Consider the following 16,260-nt stretch of genomic DNA (forward strand, 5'->3'; position numbering starts at 1 on the left):
CGTTGGAATAAAAGATTTGATGGCTCTATTGACTTCCTTAGGGATAAATCTCATAGACCTTTATCTAAACACCCTAATTCTCATACCGATACTGAAATTTATTGGATTAAAAATCTCATTAGAAGAAATCCTAATATTTCTTTGATTGAACTTTATGCTAAACTTAAACTAAATAAAGGTTATACTAGACACCCTTGCTCCCTTTTTAGATTCCTTAGAAAACTTGGTTTTTTTAAGATGTTAAACAACCTTCCAAACCCTATGTTCCTAAACCTTATCATACTCCTACTAAAATTGGTGTTAAAATGCAACTTGATGTTAAATATGTTCCCAATTCTTGTTATGTTGGTAAATACCCAGATAAATTCTACCAATATACAATTATTGATGAGGCAACTCGTGAAAGGTTTATTTATCCTTTTAAGGAACAATCTTCTTATAGTACTGTTACTTTTGTTAAAATGGCTTTTTCCTATTGAAAAACGTAAAGAATTATTATTTTCTATCGTCTAAAATTTACATATTAAATTTTTGCTATGTTTTTACTAAAACCATTCTTTGTGCATTTTTTCTAACGACTCTTTTGTTAGTGGATATCCAATAGATTCTCCTATCACAGAGTCAATCCCACAATATGGACAAATAGCTGTCCAATCTGGTTCATCTTCACACCAATCTTCTATTTCATTTGGAGAAAATATTTTACAACAATAAAAACAACCACACTTCTTTTCATGTTTAAGCATAGTTTTATTTGCAAAAGAATACTTATGAGCTTCTATACAATCCATAATACCTCCTTATAAAATTTATAATCTTTATTTAAATTGGTATGCTATTTACAATATCCATTATTAAAATGGATACTCTAAGCAGCACACCAACTATTTATTTTTTGAGTTTTAAACTTTGGTACTCTTTGATTTTTATTTTTGCTAGTATTGTAATTTTCTCTTTCTATTAGACCATATTTCCTTTTTACTTGTGCAATATATAGGCTTGAAACTTTTAGTCCATATTTATCTAACACATACTTTTTAATTTCTCTATAAGTTGCATCTTTTGAAAAGTCAATTTCAGATAATTTATCTTCAGCTATTTCTATATCTAAATGTTGTTCTGTATTTAGTTTGGACAAAAGTGCTACCGTCTCAACCCCTATGGTTATGGGGAACATATCCACGCTCGTAGATGGAAACATATCAAAGATTGGCTCTCGTTTGTAGGAACATATCGACTGTAATTATTTCATTTTCAAGCCTTTATCGATAGCTTCCTGAATAATCTTATGACAACAAACTCCCAACGGATTGTTTTCTTTACAATTAGAATTTTTCATTGCCCCAGTGATGGCATTTACTTCTTTAATGGTTTTCGCACCATGCTTTACAACTGCTTCAATTACCTGATCTTCTGTGACTTTGCTGCAATAACAAGCATACTTAGGATCTGCATCTTTCTTAAACCAGATAGGAACCCTAACTTGGTCTTTTAAGAATTTTATTTCTTTATCTAAGTTATAGTAAATAACGTCGCAGTCCTCATTCATGCATATCTTATATTGATCTCCATCAACGGCATTACGATAATCATCTGTCACCAAGTGTTCAACGGTTATCCTACTAACTGTTACTCCTTCATTATTACAGACAGGGCAACTCTCCTTTGTTCTATTTAAATTTTGTGTGATACATTCACAGCAACATTCATCAATAACTTTCAATTACATAACCTCCATATCTTTAAAACCATTTAATTCAAGGTAAATCCCAACCAATTTTCATTTATAGTTTTTAAATTAAAAAATACACCTTGATTGTATCGTTAATTATCGGTATCATTCAAGGGGTGAATAGGAAAAATAGTTTATAGATTCTTTACATTCAAAGCTCTAAAAGCATTTAATACTGCGATGATAGTTACACCTACATCTGCAAATATAGCTGCCCACATAGTAGTTATTCCAAAAGCACTCAAAATAAGAACAATTATTTTTATTCCAATTGCAAATACTATGTTTTGATGTGCAATTTTTAGTGTCTTTTTAGAAATCTTCATTGTAGTAGCAATTTTCGATGGCTCATCAGTCATAATTACAACATCAGCAGCTTCAATGGCCGCATCAGAACCTAAACCACCCATTGCTATTCCAATGTCTGCACGAGCTAATACAGGTGCATCATTGATTCCGTCACCAACAAAGGCAAGTTTACCTTTTTTAGATTTTTGCGAAAATAATTCTTCTAGTTTTTCAACTTTGTCTGCTGGCAACAGTTCTGCATAAACCTTATCAAGACCAAGCTCTTTAGCAACTTTTGAACCAATACTTTTATTATCACCTGTCAACATAACTGTTTGTTTAATATTAGCTGCCTTAAGTTCCTTGATTGCTTGTGCTGAATCTTCCTTTACCTCATCGGCAATTACAATGTAACCTATATATTTGTTATTAACAGCAACATGTACAATAGTACCGATCAGCTCTCCCTTGAAATAAGGGATATCCATCATTTTCATAAGTTTGATATTTCCTGCCATAACCTTTTTGCCATCTACTGTTGCAATAACACCATGACCTGATATCTCTTCTACATCTAAAATACGTTCATTGTCTATTTCTTTGCTATATGCACGTTTCAGTGAAAGTGAAATCGGATGATTGGAATAGCTTTCCGCATGTGCAGTTAATTCTAGTAGCTCTTCTTTGGAAACTCCTTCTGGATGAATTTCCTGTACATTAAATACACCTTTCGTTAGTGTTCCAGTTTTATCAAAAACAACAATTTCAGTTTCTGCTAATGCCTCTAAATAATTACTACCCTTGACTAAAACACCTTTTTTTGAGGCTCCACCTATTCCACCGAAGAAACTCAAAGGAATTGAAATAACTAAAGCACACGGACAGGATACCACAAGGAATGCTAGTGCTCTATATATCCAATCACTAAAAGTCGCCCCGTCTATAACAAGAGGTGGTATAATAGCTAGAAAAACTGCAATTATAACCACAACCGGTGTATAATATCTCGCAAACTTCGTAATAAATTGTTCTGAATTGGATTTTTTACTACTTGCATTTTCAACTAAATCAAGAATTTTACTTACAGTAGATTCTCCAAATTCCTTGGTAACCTCTACTGTAATAACCCCATTAATGTTGATGCACCCACTTAGGATATCACTTCCAACTTCTACTTTACGAGGAACAGATTCGCCTGTTAGTGCCGATGTATCAATCATTGAACTTCCCTCAATTACCTTGCCATCAAGAGGAATTTTTTCTCCTGCTTTAATTACAATAATATCTCCAATTTGTACTTCATCTGGGTCAACTTTGACAAGTTCATCACCTTTTTTAACATTTGCATAATCTGGTCGAATATCCATAAGGCTTGCAATTGACTTTCTCGACTTGCCAACTGCATAGCTTTGAAACAGTTCTCCAACTTGATAAAACAGCATAACTGCAACACCTTCAGGATACTCACCAATAAAAAATGCACCAATTGTTGCAATACTCATTAAAAAATTTTCATCGAAAACTTGACCTTTAAAAATATTTTTTACAGCTCTTTTTACAACATCTCCACCTACAATAATGTAACTTATTATAAAGAGAGCAATCTGTAACCATTCGTTATTTAAACTAAGCAATACTGCTGTAGCTAACACGGCTGCACCAATAATTATTCGCCATAGTCGTTTTGTCATACTAAATAGCCTCCTTTAAGCCTTTTTCATAGTTGTATCGGGTTCAATTTTTTTAACTATTTTTTCGGCCTCTGCTATTATTGTTGGCATTTTTTCATCCTCACCATCAATAACGAGTTTTGTGGTCATAAAGTTAACAGTAGCTTCTTTCACTCCATCAAGCTCATTAATAGCCTTTTCCATTTTTGCCGCGCAATTTGCACAATCTAAACCTTCAAGTATAAATTTCTTTTTCATTATTAAATCCTCCTAAATATTATTTGTAATTTTATTATAAATACTACAAGTCTTTTTCAAATTTTCTTGAAGCATTGCTCATTTGAAATGAAGACTTAAATATATGCCCAAATATCTTCAAAAAATATTCTATTCTACCACATTACTACTTCTCGTTGCTATGAATTAGACCTTGGTCAAATATTTCTCTTACATGATCATCAACTAATGAATAATATACTACTTTGCCTTCTTTTCTGTTTTTCACTAAATTAGCTTGTTTTAAGACTCTCAGCTGATGGGAAATTGCTGATTGTGTCATGTTAAGTAATACAGCGATATCACAAACACACATTTCAGCTTCATGTAAAGCCCATAATATCCTGATTCGTGTTGAATCTCCAAATACTTTAAATAATTCTGCTAGATCATAAAGGCTTTCTTCTTGAGGCATTTTATCTCTAACTTGATTTACAATATCCTCATGAATTAGATTGCAGTCACATCTTTCAATTGAATTAAATTTTTTAGTCATATTATCACCTCTTTTTAAATCATTTCATCTGATTACTTGGACAAGCATTCATATGTTGTATATTTATTATATTATTATTTTTCTCTTGTGTCAATAGTTATATGAGCATTTATTCAAGTATTTTTTGTATTATTTAAAATATCTCAAAAACATCTACTAAGACATTAGTACAGTCCTTTCTCGGTATCCTGTTCCATACATATCCTTTAAACAATTCCTTAAAAATAAAGACTTCTCCTTCGTACAAGTTTTCGGTTTCTTTAATAGCTTCATCTAACAGCTTATTACATCACTCATGTGGTCAACTCCTTATCAATAACCTTATAAACAACATTTTTGATAATATCACATGTATAAATCATGTAAAAGTCAATGCAAAAACCGCCAATCAAGAGAACCTAACTCTTAATTGACGGTTTATATTAGTATTAAATCATACTTCCATTTCAATTCCAGATTTAAAGCATATTACAAAGTGGTCATCATAAACACTAACATTCTGGATAATCTTCCTTACTAGGGTATCATCATAACGTGTAACCATTACTGGAACATAAGCTATAAATTTCGTCTTTAAAATGTCCGTTATTTGCAGTTAATATGTTGGGTACATTTTCTAGCACAAAATACTTCGGTCTAACAACACTAACTACCTCAAAAAAATATTTAAATAAATAATTACGTGGATCATCCATTATTTTTCTTTTCCCTTTTTGAGAAAATCCTTGACAAGGTGGTCCCCCAACAATTACGTCTATATTTTTATACTCATTAAAAACATCATCAATATCTAATTTTGAAATATCTTCATTAATCATTTTCAATTTAGGATGATTTTTTTTATAAGAATTAGCTATAGAATAGTCAACTTCATTTGCTAAAACAATTTCAAATCCTGAGTCGAAAAATCCTTTAGATAGTCCACCAACTCCAGAAAACAAATCAATAACTTGTATTTTCATCTTCTACCCTCATATTCGCTAATTTAGCATATTTTTCTTCTAATTCAACACCGATAAAATTTCTATTTAATCTATAGCTTGCAATTGCAGAAGAACCGCTTCCTAGAAATGGATCTACTACTAAATCGCCCTCTCTTTATCTATCTCTATATATTTCTCTATCTCTATCTCTTGTCGGACATGGGTTGGACTCATTAAGGACAATGTCCTCTGTTTATTTTGTCTGTATCTTCTTTTTTTCTCTGCCCAGGCTGTTTCTGATCCGATTAAGTTTGGTATTTCAGTTAAATAGTATTCATCATTTTCTGTTACAACTTCTAATAAGCCTTAATTGATTAAATAATTAACTGTAACCATTACATCATCGTCTGTTTCATCTATTGTTAGTGCTAACTCTTTTATAAAATCACTTTCTACTCCGTCATAATAGAGTTTGCCCTCATCTTTTAGGCTTAGTAGTAGAAGTTTGAGGTAGATTATCGTGTAGGTATCTCCTCCCGATATTCTCCTTAATCTTTTTATCCTTTTGTCTGTGAAAAATTCTTCTTTTAATTTTATCCAATAATATCTTTTGTTTGTTGCCATATCTGATCCTTTCTTGATTTTCGATAATCGAAATTCTTGATTTCCGATTTTCTTAAATTCTGGACTTCTTCTTTTCGGAAGTCTTGTTTATTATGGTTATTTAAGGGTGTAACTTTTCGTTACTCCCTTAGATTTCTCTGGTCATATCTTTTTTGCTTGGTTTTACTTTTTCTTTTACTTTTCTTTTGACTTTCTCTTTGGTCTTATCCTTGTTCTTGGATAGGTCTTTGTATTTCTTTATTTGTTTTAGGATACTTTCTTTTTCTTTTTTATTTTCCTTGGCTATGACTTGCTTAAAGGCATATTCAATTACTTTTATGTCTTTGGCTTGGAAGAATACTTCATAGTTTTTAGTTTCTTTATTTTTCATTACTGAAAAACTTACTCCAAGTTTGTTTAGTTCTTTTTTTAAGTCTTTGAGGTCGCTTTGATCTATGCTTATATTTTCTAGTTGTCCTTTCTTGTAGAGGTCTTTTATTTTCATTTCATCACCCATAAGACTTTTTAGGTTTCCATTTGCTTTTTCTAAAGTATCATTCATCTTTTTTCTTATTTCTTTGTCTAAGTTGATTGATTCTTTTGCTACCTTTATTGTGTATGATATTATGGTTTGTGCTGCTTGACCTGCTTCTTTGCTTATTTCTTCGTTTATCATGTTTTATCTCCTTTGTTAGAATTAAAAAAGGGAAGTATAGGTTTTAACTTTTCTATACTTCCCTTTGCTTGTTTTTATTTGGTTATTGGTAGTGGTGGAATGCCTTATTTTGATGTTTTTATATATTTATTAGGTATTTGTACCTTTTATACTTTTAAATAGCTTACAATACCTTTCCACCTTTAGTAGTTTGTGTGTGTTCTTTTGTCTGATAGATAGTTTTTCATGTTGGAATATATAATCTGTATTTCTTCATTGTTCATTGCTTTTATTTCTTCTGTGGTTTTATAGGTTTTGTATGTTCCATCTCCGTCTGCTTTTATGAGTTCATCTATTAGCTCTTGCCTTTTATTCATCTCTATTACCTCCTAGATTTGCCTTTATTTTCTTGGTCATATTATAGCTTGGATAAGATATTTTTACCAGGTCTTATCTTTCTTGATTTTTGTAATAGTCTTTGGTGGATTGTCTTTTTTCATTAAACTTATCACTATCTAGCTTATACTCTTTAATCTTTTCTATGATACTTTCTTTTCTTCTTTTTACTATATCTTGTTTTAATATCTTTTTTTCTTGATTTTTTAGTTGCCTTAATCTTTCTTCTGTATCGTCTATTTTATCTTTTATTTCTTTTGACTTTTGTCTTATTTGTTCTAATTTTTTCATATAAAACTCCTTTCTTGTAATAAAAAAAGACGATAGATTTTTTACTTTCTATCGTCTAGGCTACTTATAATTATTCTATTTACACAGTCCAAAATTCTGATATTATCTGTCCTAAGTCTTTAGGATTATCAATATTTATTTCATGTCCAGAATTTTTTATTATTCTAAATTCACTATTTTTAATCTTCTCATTAAAAAGTTTACTACTCTTAATATTGAGCTTATCTTCTTTTCCACAAAGTAATAATGTCCTACAATTTACATGTTCTAATCCATCATTTATCCTTAAGTCCTTCATTGATTTAAGCAGATTTATGAATTCATTCTTTGTTAGACCTAATTTTAAAAAATTAGATTGTGGCATAAGTTTAAAAATAAATGTTTGTATGCTAAAAAGTAATTTAGGTATCTTGTATGGTACTCCTATTAAAATTAGAGAGTTTACTTTCTCGGGGTTCTTTTTTGCATAGTCTAAAGCAAGTATCCCACCTAAAGAAAGACCGCATAAGTTTACCTTGTCATTACAATTATTTATTCGTTTTTCAAAAAAATCATAAAGATTATTATATTCATAACTATCATTTTTTAATAGATCAAATAGATTATGGCAAACAATATTATAATTGTATTCTCTCAAATAGTCTTTTACTTTATCCCAACTTTTATCATCTTGACCCAACCCATGAATTAAAATATTCTTCATAATTAAATTTAATAATTCTCAGGCTTTATTGACCCTAACCAATGATATATTCTCTTAGTAATTCTCCATAACCATATTCCAATAATAGTTAGTATAAATCCAACAATTACGGAAATAATTAAGTCTGGTAAAACTCCTAAACCAAAGCTAGGTTTAGTTAACCAATATAGTTCTATTCCTAATAATTTGAACACAAATTTCACGATGCTTCCAACTATAACAATTGGACCACTAATCATAAAAGCCCACCCTGTTATTCCTGTTATAGGAAATATAAATATCCAAATACATGAAGCTATGGTATACCACTTTAAACTTTTCATAATAATCTCCTTAAAATAAATCTTCTAGTCTTTTCCAATTTTCATTATTCATTTCTTCTGTGTAGTCTGTGTTATTAATATAAAGTCTTGTATCTTTATCTCTTACAAACCCCCAGTTAATTTTACGCCTATCTGCATAGTCCTTAAAAGCATAAAATTTATTTTCGATTTGCTTGTCTCTATTTTTACTTACAGCTTTTCTTTCTCCACCTTTAGTTTCAATTATCCATACTTCTCCATTTTTCTTTTTAATTATATAGTCTGGATAAAAAAGATATTCCTTGCTTAGATTATTGCCATAAACAACCGATAAGTATTGCTGTCCTTTATCGCCATTTTTATAGTACCAATCTACATCATCTCTACTTTCAAGATAGTTTTCTAAGAGTTGTTCTGAAGTTGATCTAAACTGAGATGTTGTCATAGATGTGTTGTATTCTTTATAAGCATTTTTCTTATACTCGACTACTTCTGTTTCATACGGAAGATACTTATAAAAATCTTCTAATGGCAATTTCCATTTTTCAGTTTTCTTATCCAAGAATTGCATTTGTCTTCCATTAGAAATTGCAGCTAAATCTAAAAAGTCATCTCTGAGTTTATAAGCATTATTTATCATAAAAGCGTACCACTCACGATTAGAAAGATTTAACAGCTTCTTGTTTGATGGTATATTTTTATGGAAAAGATGTTGAAGAATTACCCTCATCCTTTTAGATGGAACGCCCGTAACTTTTTTTATCATATCAACCGCGTGCAAACAATCAATTCCATGATCGTGAGTTGATACCTCATAGGCTATCTCCCTATTTTCACCTTGTTTTTCATCAACAATATCTTTAAGTTTTATAAACTTACCAGTCCTAAAGGTAGATATAACTTTTGTTCCCATTATAAAACCATAAGACTCTAATAATTTTTCGTTGTCCTTTTTTATATTAGTTAGTTTATATTTGTCTTTGAAATAATCATAAGCTCTATCCCTAACTACTACTTCATCTACAAACTGATAGTCTTTATTTCTATATTCTTTTACAAGTTCAAAATTTTTACACTTGTCTTTTAAAAATAACCTCTTAACTTCATAGGTATTTCCACCCTGTATAACAGACTCTTTGTACTTTTCATCGAAAGTATAGAGGAAGCAAAAATCTAATAGGTCGTTGTTATAGTGTCTTGCTCTTGGCATTCTCCTTATGCGTCCTATTGTTTGAGTTTCAAAGGTTTCTGTCATGTTTTCACGAAGCTTAACAAGTATCTTTGCTCTCGGACAATCCCAACCCGTTGAAATAGCTTGTTTCATAATTAAGAAGTTTGACTTAGAATTTTTATCTGTAACATCAAGTGTATTTATCTTCTCCTCACTTAACCACTTAGCAAGCATTTTATTTTTATAGGTGTAACCCATATTTGTTAGATATTCCTCTACAAAAGTAACTAAGGACTCACTCATATCTGGAAATTGTATAATGACTAAAGGATTAATTTTCTCTCCTATTTTCTCATACTCGGCTTTGATTTCTTTTCTCTTTTCATCGGCTTTTTGTATTAGATAAATAGTTTCACTTTCAAGGTCGTCCATTTCGTCTGCTTCAATACTGGGGTTTATATAGAGTGCCTTTGTAATTAGACCAGAATTTATTACCTCTTCTTCTGGTATTTCATAAAATTCTGCCATAGGGTTTTTGACAGTTGTTGCCGATACTCGTATCTCCCTATCAGAATTAAGGGCAAACAATATATCATCTGCTTTTGAGGTGTTATTCAAATGCTCCTCGTCAATAATTGTGATAAAAGAAAGTTGTTCCCTATGTGCTTCGGCAATTCTTTCAAAAAGATTTTTCTTTTCACTATCTTTAAGTGCATTATTCTTTTTATTGGTTATCATTTCCCAGTTTATGAAATAGGTATAACCACCCTTAAAGCCTTGAAGAAGAGCATCTTGTATATTAGCAGATTTTGCATGATGAATATATTCGTCCATTTTCTCCTTGGACTGCTCCTCTAAATCTCCCTTGCCCGGAGTAAGCCAGATAAATACCTTTTTAGGGTCCTTCCACAGAAGATAGTCATAGATATAAGAAAGTAGAATTATTGTTTTGCCAGAACCCGTCGGACTTTTTACAATAATTTTTCTTTTTGCATTCGGATCTGTCGTTTTATCCAAAAGATAGTTTTTGGCATCTGTTTGAAAATCAAATAAATCTAACATCATAATTCGTTCACCTCTCTTAATTCTTCCGTGAAATAATAGTCCGGAATAGTAACTACTTCAAGTTTCCTTTCCTCTATACTATTCTTGATTTCATTAGTTAGTAGTATGAATGATGGAATATATAAAACACTGCCTTCCTCCATTTCAGAAAGTGCTATCTTTAAATCTTCATCAGATAAAATGATTCTTCTACTATCCACATCAATCTCGCACATATTTTCAAGTTCCACCATTTCCTTGATATAATCAAGAAGTTTGGAAGCTAGAATTTCCTCATATTCTGAAAGTTTTGGTATAAATTCTGTTTTATAATATTTAAGGTTATGAGGTATACCTGCTACTTTATCCAATATTTCTTTTTCTCCAATTAACTTTAATACTCCATCTTTTGATTGATTTAAAAACTTATCATATTCATCTTTTTTTTCAAATTTTATATCTTCAAATTCTTGAAATATGGAATCCATTTTTTTTAAGTTAGATATATTTAGATTGTAACTTTTTAAATCATCTTTAATCTTGCCTTCGAAATCATAGCCTTTTATGACCCTACTCAATCTTTCGTATGTTATATCTTCACAAATATTATTTTCATTATTTGTGCAAAGTATAAATTTACGACTGCCGCCATCTTCTTTATTGAGCTCCATAACAGCTTGTCCAGTGGTTCCACTGCCCTCTCGTGTCAAGCGAATGACACAAAATATATTGTCTATTTTTAGACAACAAAAGAGAGTGATTTCTCACTCCCTCTTGCGTCTATTTCCATATGATTTTCTGAACAATGCTTCCCTCACATAGGACAGAGTCAATATACTTTTCCATTAGCTCCCTTGTAAGCTCATTATCCTTAACTACCTCATCTTGTTTAGAAAGTTCCGCTATTCTTTCCGATAGGCTTTCAAGTGCTTTGTCGATACTCTTTTTACTTTCTATGAATTTGAGCTTTGTCATCTTGCCGAGTTTGTATTTTTCAAAGTCTGAAGTCTTTTTAGCTTCAAGTCTTTCGACTTGTTTTTCCAAATCTTTAACGCTTATCTTATCCTTTTGCTCAGCTTTAACCTCACCATATTTTTCTTTAATAAGAGCTAAAACCTGCTCTTCAAGTTTCTCCGCTCTTGAATTCTTATGTTCCACATTGTTGCATTTGCAAATTCTACAATGAAAATACTTGTGTACCCTCACGCTTCCATCAAGCCTCGGTCTTTTCGACTGAACAAATCCCAATATATGATTACAAGTAGGGCATTTAGCAAATCCTTGAAGTGGTGAATGCTGTCTCCAAGGATAATCAGTATTCTTACCTTTAATAAAGCGTCTGCTTTCTTTTATGGCTTGAACCTTATCAAATTCTTCCTGAGAGATAATAGCTTCATGATGGTTATGCACCCTGCCCCATTCCTCTTTTGGATGGAATTTGAAGCTTCTGGGTGTCAACACTGATTTTTCTTGCATATTGAAGACATAAGTACCTGTGTAATTTTCGTTTGAGAGCATATCCGTTACAGTTCCGTTTGTCCAAGTAGGATTCTTTCTGTTTTCAGAAGATACGATGTTATACTCGTAGTCCATATTGGTAAGTTCTTTTTTACGCTCATTCGGTGTAGGTATATTCTCAGCATTCATTACGGCTGCAATCTTTCTTGTAGCCATTCCGCTTAAAGCTAAGTCAAATACTTTTCTGACTATCCAAGAAGTTTTTTCATCAATGATGATATTGTACTTATCAACCGGATCTTTCATATAGCCAAGTGGCGGACTCCAAGCAAGGAATTTCCCTTGCTTTTTTAGTTCCGTTGAAACCGACTTAATCTTCTGCGAAATATCCTTTGTATAGAAATCATAGAGCAACCCCTTAAACTGAATATCAAGGTCTGTTCCATTTCCTTTTTCTTTCGCACTGTCATATCCGTCATTTATGGCTATAAATCTTATGCCAAGAAATGGAAAGATATTTTCAAGGTAATCACCAAGAGCAATATAGTCTCTCATAAACCTTGAAAGGTCTTTTACGATGATTGCGTTAATCTTTCCGGACTTTACTTCCTCAAGCATTCTTTGAAAAGAAGGACGCTTTTCATTTGTTCCGGTATAGCCGTCATCAATATATTCTTCTCTTTGAAAAGACTTAAACTCTTCATTTCTATTGAGATAGTCATTCAGATATTGCCTTTGATTGATGATACTCTCGCTTTCGTCTTTCTTCATCTGATCTTCTACGGAAAGTCTGATATAAAGGGCTATCTTACTCACTTTCTACACCTCCCATCAGCATATCCATATTAAATTTGAAAATCACCTCGAAATCGTGATTGGCATAAACGATTATCTTTTCTACAAGGCTGTGAATTAAATCGCCTGAAAGCTTTTCAATTCCCTTTGCTGAAAATACATCCCTTATCCATTTAAGTGATTTTCTCTTTTCCTTTTCAAGCTCTTTTGCCTTGTTTTCAAGAGCTATTACTTCATTGTTAATTGTGGCTATATGACTTAGAGCAATTTCTCTTTTCAGTGAATAAAGCTCCCTGTCAATCTTTCCAAGGCTATATTCCTCATACGCCTTTTGAATGAACAGCTCTTCTTTCAATACCTTATCATTCAGCTTCTGGGTATCTTTTGTGGCAAGGGAAAGCCCCTCATCAAATCTCAAAGACACTCTTTCAATAAACTTTTTCTTACTTGTAGCTTTTGTAATAAACTCGGATACCTTATCACTGATAGCCTTATCTAAATCTCTTTCCATGACGAAGACACTTTTTTCTTTTTCAAGTGTTCCCGTATAGGTGTCATTTTGAAAAGAATAGTAAAGTCTATCCTGATTTTTACCATATATTCTTGTTCTTCTGAAAAGCTCTTTGCCGGTGTTATTGTTGAAAACCAAGCCCTTATATCTATTTTCATAATCTCTTTCAAAGTCGTGCATTTTAGCAGCGAAACGATGATTTTCAAGTCTTTGTTTTCTACCCTCAAGCACCTTTTCAAAATCTTCTTTTGAGATAATAGGCTCGTGAGCATTTTCAAATACTATCTGCTCATTTTCCTCTACAAAATGCTGTTTTACACCCTTTGCAAGATTTTGCTGTCTTACTCCCTGCACCAATGTGCCTGTATAGGCTCTGTTTGTTAGGATTTTAGAAATAGTAGACTTATGCCACTGCGGTTCTCCGTCAAGCCTGTAAACTCTTCCGGTCTTATAGTAAACCATACCTGTGGCATATCCTTTTCTATTAAGGTATCTTGCAACTTCATACTGACTATTACCCTCAAGTGTTAAGCGGAACATCTCTTCTACGATGAAGCGAACTTTTTCATCTATCTCTAATTTCTGTCCCTCTTTCAGCTTTACAACCTTATATCCGTAAGGAGGAACAGTACCGATAAAATATCCGTTTTTTGCTCTGTTATGCTTACTTGTTTTTATCTTGACGGAAATATCTTTGGCATACATATCGTTGACGATATTTTTCAGCGTTACCTCAAATGACTTTTTAGAGTCCAAGTCCTTTACAGTATCCACCTTGTCATTAACCGAGATAAATCTAACACCTAAAAACGGAAATACTTTATCAATCAGTCTTCCCATTTCAAGATATTCTCTGCCAAGTCTTGATAAGTCCCTTATGATAATACAGTTTATCTTTCTATCCTTAATATCCTGCATCATCTCCTGAAACTGAGGTCTTTCAAAATTTGTTCCACTATATTCATAGTCTGTATATGTGTTTAAGACCTTAATGTTTTCTTTTAAGGCATATTCTTTACAACAAAGCAGCTGTGTTTCAATGGAAGAAGATTTCTCTCTCCATTCTTCTTTTCTTTCAGATGACAGTCTTGTGTAAATACCTGCTTTATAAAATACCTTTTCTGTACTATCCTCAGCCTTTTGAATGTATCTTTTGGAAGTCCTTGCCATTAGCAAACACCTCCCACCGCAAGTTTTGGCATATTCATTTCTAAGGCTTCGCCATAAGCTCTGCCTATGGTAAATACTTTCACCTTATTTTCATCTGAAGCCTTAAACTCGCATTTTTCACTGTCTAAAATTGCCTGCATTAGATTTACTGTATCCATATTATTAAAGACAAAGTTTATGGCGTTATCTTCGCCAATCTCTATGCGGTCAATGAAAGACACCAAGGATAATCTATTCAGCGTACCCTCTTCTACATTAGGAATAATATCGGAAACAAAACTACCCTTATCTTTAATTTTTTCTTTTAATTCTTCTATCGTTTTTTGCTTTGTAATAATCTGTTTCTCAATCTCCCTAATCTTAAGAAGATAATTTTTTCTAAATCTCTCAAACTCTTCTGTGGTAATAAGCTCTTCTTCCAGGTCCATATAAAGAGAGCCTCTAAGCCTTTCATACTTTTTCTTTTCCGCATTTAAGGAGTCGAAATCAGCCTTGATTGTGAGCTTAGAAATATCAATCTTACTTACCTTTTTAAGAAGCTCATTATATTTTGAAAGATAATCATTAAGAGCATGAATGGTAGCACCTATTACATAATCTTCTTTAACGCTATGCCTTGTGCATTCGCCCTTGATGTTATATTCGGAGCATATATAAAAGATGTTGTAGCCGTCTTTTGACTTGACCTTTCGTCTAATCATCGGGCTGCCGCAATCTTTACAGTAAAGCATTCCAGACAGAATACTCGGATTTTCTTTTGAAGCTTTTACATCTCGAAGCAGCATTTTATTTGCCAGTGCAAATACGGATTTGGAAACAATGCTTTCGTGAGCATTTTCTATTATGATCCAGTCATCCTTTGCTACATCGACTTCTCTTTTGGATTTGTAATTGAGCTTTGCCGTCTTGCCTTGTTCTAAAACGCCAATATATACCTTATTGGTGATGACCCTGTTGACCATCTTAGCATCCCACTTGGCATCTTTTACGATAAAGCCCGTGTTAAAGTTATCGCCTTTATTCTCCTTGTGCCTGGACGGTGTAACCGTACCTATGCTGTTTAGAAAATCAGCGATTGCTTTTGAGGAATATCCCTCAATTTTCATATCAAAAATACGGCTGACAATATGAGAAACCTCCGTGTCAACCACAAGCTTATGCTTATTCTTACTGTCTTTCTTATAACCGAATGGAGCGAAAGAGCCGATAAATTCTCCGTTTTTCCTTTTGACCTCCTTAGATGATTTTACTTTCATAGAAATATCACGGCAGTAACTGTCGTTGATAAAATTTCTAATAGGAAGTATCAGGTGGGTATCGCTCACATCAGCGTTGTCGCTGTCGTAATTATCATTTACGGAAATAAAGCGTACACCTTTTTCGGGAAATATCTTTTGTAAGTATTTGCCGGACTCGATATAATCTCTACCGAAACGGGATAAGTCTTTTACGATAATTATCTTAAACTTACCTGCGTTTAAGTCTTCAATCATATTCTTGAAGTTCGGTCTGTCAAAATTAGAACCGCTAAAGCCGTCATCTACATATTCATTAGATATGGTAATGCCGTTTTCCTTAGCGTAAGACTTGATGATTTGTCTTTGATTTGAAATAGAATTACTTTCTGAAATATCCCCGTCTTCTCTTGAAAGACGAAGATACATACAAGCGATATTATTGTTCATAAGAACCCTCCTAAAATTTTATTTTGGCAAATAGTCATTTAGGAAGATTGCTTCTACCGCTTATATTGTACCGCACCTGGATTTTTATGTC

General features: G+C 32.4%; 18 protein-coding genes and 4 pseudogenes. 1 reads left to right on the forward strand and 21 read right to left on the reverse strand.

All coding sequences use genetic code 11. The features are described 5' to 3' along the window. A pseudogene (locus HMPREF3181_RS07665) lies at positions 1-476 on the forward strand (IS481 family transposase); the annotation flags it as partial. Between the two features lie 69 nt (positions 477-545). Here the strand turns inward: HMPREF3181_RS07665 and HMPREF3181_RS02065 are convergent. From HMPREF3181_RS02065 to HMPREF3181_RS02145, 21 genes and pseudogenes are all read right to left on the reverse strand, one after another. Then, complete coding sequence (locus tag HMPREF3181_RS02065) at positions 546-791, reverse strand: cytoplasmic protein (RefSeq protein ID WP_068472539.1); 246 nt, start codon at positions 789-791, stop codon at positions 546-548. Between the two features lie 77 nt (positions 792-868). Next, positions 869-1,177 carry an RNA methyltransferase gene (locus HMPREF3181_RS02070; protein WP_231723251.1) on the reverse strand — a complete coding sequence of 103 codons (309 nt, stop codon included), beginning with the start codon at positions 1,175-1,177 and terminating at the stop codon, positions 869-871. A 66-nt stretch (positions 1,178-1,243) separates the two neighbouring features. Then, on the reverse strand, positions 1,244-1,723 hold the full coding sequence (locus HMPREF3181_RS02075; RefSeq protein ID WP_068472541.1) for a Csac_0668 family 2Fe-2S cluster-binding (seleno)protein: 480 nt from the start codon (positions 1,721-1,723) through the stop codon (positions 1,244-1,246). Between the two features lie 143 nt (positions 1,724-1,866). After that, positions 1,867-3,711, reverse strand: a complete 1,845-nt coding sequence (locus HMPREF3181_RS02080) for a heavy metal translocating P-type ATPase (protein ID WP_068472543.1) — start codon at positions 3,709-3,711, stop codon at positions 1,867-1,869. Positions 3,712-3,726: 15 nt separating this feature from the next. Continuing rightward, positions 3,727-3,948, reverse strand: a complete 222-nt coding sequence (locus HMPREF3181_RS07940) for a cation transporter (RefSeq protein WP_003145146.1) — start codon at positions 3,946-3,948, stop codon at positions 3,727-3,729. 145 nt (positions 3,949-4,093) lie between these two features. After that, entirely contained in the window at positions 4,094-4,462 is a 369-nt protein-coding gene (locus HMPREF3181_RS02090) for an ArsR/SmtB family transcription factor (RefSeq protein ID WP_068472545.1), read from the reverse strand. A 172-nt stretch (positions 4,463-4,634) separates the two neighbouring features. Further along, positions 4,635-4,742 (reverse strand): annotated as a pseudogene (locus HMPREF3181_RS07460) (DUF1413 domain-containing protein); the annotation flags it as partial. 153 nt (positions 4,743-4,895) lie between these two features. Continuing rightward, positions 4,896-4,982 (reverse strand): annotated as a pseudogene (locus HMPREF3181_RS07465) (DNA recombinase); the annotation flags it as partial. Positions 4,983-4,989: 7 nt separating this feature from the next. After that, positions 4,990-5,424 (reverse strand): DNA cytosine methyltransferase, encoded by a 435-nt coding sequence (locus tag HMPREF3181_RS02095; protein WP_068472547.1) that lies wholly within the window; start codon positions 5,422-5,424, stop codon positions 4,990-4,992. After that, positions 5,405-5,509: a hypothetical protein gene (locus HMPREF3181_RS08100; RefSeq protein ID WP_369817068.1), complete on the reverse strand. Its 105-nt coding sequence runs from the start codon at positions 5,507-5,509 to the stop codon at positions 5,405-5,407. Before HMPREF3181_RS08100 ends, HMPREF3181_RS02095 begins: the two co-directional genes overlap by 20 nt. A gap of 160 nt (positions 5,510-5,669) precedes the next feature. Beyond that, positions 5,670-6,009 (reverse strand): annotated as a pseudogene (locus HMPREF3181_RS02100) (phage replisome organizer N-terminal domain-containing protein); the annotation flags it as partial. 127 nt (positions 6,010-6,136) lie between these two features. Further along, entirely contained in the window at positions 6,137-6,664 is a 528-nt protein-coding gene (locus HMPREF3181_RS02105; RefSeq protein ID WP_068472549.1) for a PcfB family protein, read from the reverse strand. A 182-nt stretch (positions 6,665-6,846) separates the two neighbouring features. After that, positions 6,847-7,020, reverse strand: coding sequence for a hypothetical protein (locus tag HMPREF3181_RS07815; RefSeq protein ID WP_197415910.1), 174 nt, complete (start codon positions 7,018-7,020; stop codon positions 6,847-6,849). A gap of 73 nt (positions 7,021-7,093) precedes the next feature. Continuing rightward, positions 7,094-7,330, reverse strand: a complete 237-nt coding sequence (locus HMPREF3181_RS02110; protein ID WP_068472551.1) for a hypothetical protein — start codon at positions 7,328-7,330, stop codon at positions 7,094-7,096. A 79-nt stretch (positions 7,331-7,409) separates the two neighbouring features. Next, complete coding sequence (locus tag HMPREF3181_RS02115; protein ID WP_068472554.1) at positions 7,410-8,033, reverse strand: alpha/beta fold hydrolase; 624 nt, start codon at positions 8,031-8,033, stop codon at positions 7,410-7,412. An 8-nt stretch (positions 8,034-8,041) separates the two neighbouring features. Continuing rightward, positions 8,042-8,356 (reverse strand): hypothetical protein, encoded by a 315-nt coding sequence (locus HMPREF3181_RS02120; protein ID WP_068472556.1) that lies wholly within the window; start codon positions 8,354-8,356, stop codon positions 8,042-8,044. Between the two features lie 10 nt (positions 8,357-8,366). Beyond that, a complete protein-coding gene (locus HMPREF3181_RS02125) occupies positions 8,367-10,571 on the reverse strand; it encodes a DEAD/DEAH box helicase (protein ID WP_068472557.1) in 2,205 nt (734 codons plus the stop codon). Continuing rightward, entirely contained in the window at positions 10,568-11,221 is a 654-nt protein-coding gene (locus tag HMPREF3181_RS07820) for a site-specific DNA-methyltransferase (RefSeq protein WP_068472561.1), read from the reverse strand. Before HMPREF3181_RS07820 ends, HMPREF3181_RS02125 begins: the two co-directional genes overlap by 4 nt. Positions 11,222-11,330: 109 nt before the next feature. After that, positions 11,331-12,824: a recombinase family protein gene (locus HMPREF3181_RS02135; protein WP_003038722.1), complete on the reverse strand. Its 1,494-nt coding sequence runs from the start codon at positions 12,822-12,824 to the stop codon at positions 11,331-11,333. Beyond that, positions 12,817-14,484 carry a recombinase family protein gene (locus HMPREF3181_RS02140; protein ID WP_025271975.1) on the reverse strand — a complete coding sequence of 556 codons (1,668 nt, stop codon included), beginning with the start codon at positions 14,482-14,484 and terminating at the stop codon, positions 12,817-12,819. The genes HMPREF3181_RS02135 and HMPREF3181_RS02140 overlap by 8 nt, the downstream gene beginning before the upstream one ends. Further along, positions 14,484-16,169, reverse strand: a complete 1,686-nt coding sequence (locus tag HMPREF3181_RS02145) for a recombinase family protein (RefSeq protein WP_002843660.1) — start codon at positions 16,167-16,169, stop codon at positions 14,484-14,486. Before HMPREF3181_RS02145 ends, HMPREF3181_RS02140 begins: the two co-directional genes overlap by 1 nt. Positions 16,170-16,260: the final 91 nt, after the last annotated feature.

The organism is Parvimonas sp. KA00067 (genome assembly GCF_001553085.1).
GTDB lineage: Bacteria > Bacillota > Clostridia > Tissierellales > Peptoniphilaceae > Parvimonas > Parvimonas parva.

What these genes read in the sequence shown, in the direction of transcription:
- HMPREF3181_RS02105 (WP_068472549.1), bottom strand. Translation starts at nt 6,664, where the DNA reads ATGATAAACGAAGAAATAAGCAAAGAAGCAGGTCAAGCAGCACAAACC.
- HMPREF3181_RS02140 (WP_025271975.1), bottom strand. Translation starts at nt 14,484, where the DNA reads ATGGCAAGGACTTCCAAAAGATACATTCAAAAGGCTGAGGATAGTACA.
- HMPREF3181_RS02125 (WP_068472557.1), bottom strand. Translation starts at nt 10,571, where the DNA reads ATGATGTTAGATTTATTTGATTTTCAAACAGATGCCAAAAACTATCTT.
- HMPREF3181_RS02120 (WP_068472556.1), bottom strand. Translation starts at nt 8,356, where the DNA reads ATGAAAAGTTTAAAGTGGTATACCATAGCTTCATGTATTTGGATATTT.
- HMPREF3181_RS07820 (WP_068472561.1), bottom strand. Translation starts at nt 11,221, where the DNA reads ATGGAGCTCAATAAAGAAGATGGCGGCAGTCGTAAATTTATACTTTGC.
- HMPREF3181_RS07940 (WP_003145146.1), bottom strand. Translation starts at nt 3,948, where the DNA reads ATGAAAAAGAAATTTATACTTGAAGGTTTAGATTGTGCAAATTGCGCG.
- HMPREF3181_RS02080 (WP_068472543.1), bottom strand. Translation starts at nt 3,711, where the DNA reads ATGACAAAACGACTATGGCGAATAATTATTGGTGCAGCCGTGTTAGCT.
- HMPREF3181_RS07815 (WP_197415910.1), bottom strand. Translation starts at nt 7,020, where the DNA reads ATGAATAAAAGGCAAGAGCTAATAGATGAACTCATAAAAGCAGACGGA.
- HMPREF3181_RS02070 (WP_231723251.1), bottom strand. Translation starts at nt 1,177, where the DNA reads ATGTTCCCCATAACCATAGGGGTTGAGACGGTAGCACTTTTGTCCAAA.
- HMPREF3181_RS02115 (WP_068472554.1), bottom strand. Translation starts at nt 8,033, where the DNA reads ATGAAGAATATTTTAATTCATGGGTTGGGTCAAGATGATAAAAGTTGG.
- HMPREF3181_RS02095 (WP_068472547.1), bottom strand. Translation starts at nt 5,424, where the DNA reads ATGAAAATACAAGTTATTGATTTGTTTTCTGGAGTTGGTGGACTATCT.
- HMPREF3181_RS02110 (WP_068472551.1), bottom strand. Translation starts at nt 7,330, where the DNA reads ATGAAAAAATTAGAACAAATAAGACAAAAGTCAAAAGAAATAAAAGAT.
- HMPREF3181_RS02065 (WP_068472539.1), bottom strand. Translation starts at nt 791, where the DNA reads ATGGATTGTATAGAAGCTCATAAGTATTCTTTTGCAAATAAAACTATG.
- HMPREF3181_RS02090 (WP_068472545.1), bottom strand. Translation starts at nt 4,462, where the DNA reads ATGACTAAAAAATTTAATTCAATTGAAAGATGTGACTGCAATCTAATT.
- HMPREF3181_RS02145 (WP_002843660.1), bottom strand. Translation starts at nt 16,169, where the DNA reads ATGAACAATAATATCGCTTGTATGTATCTTCGTCTTTCAAGAGAAGAC.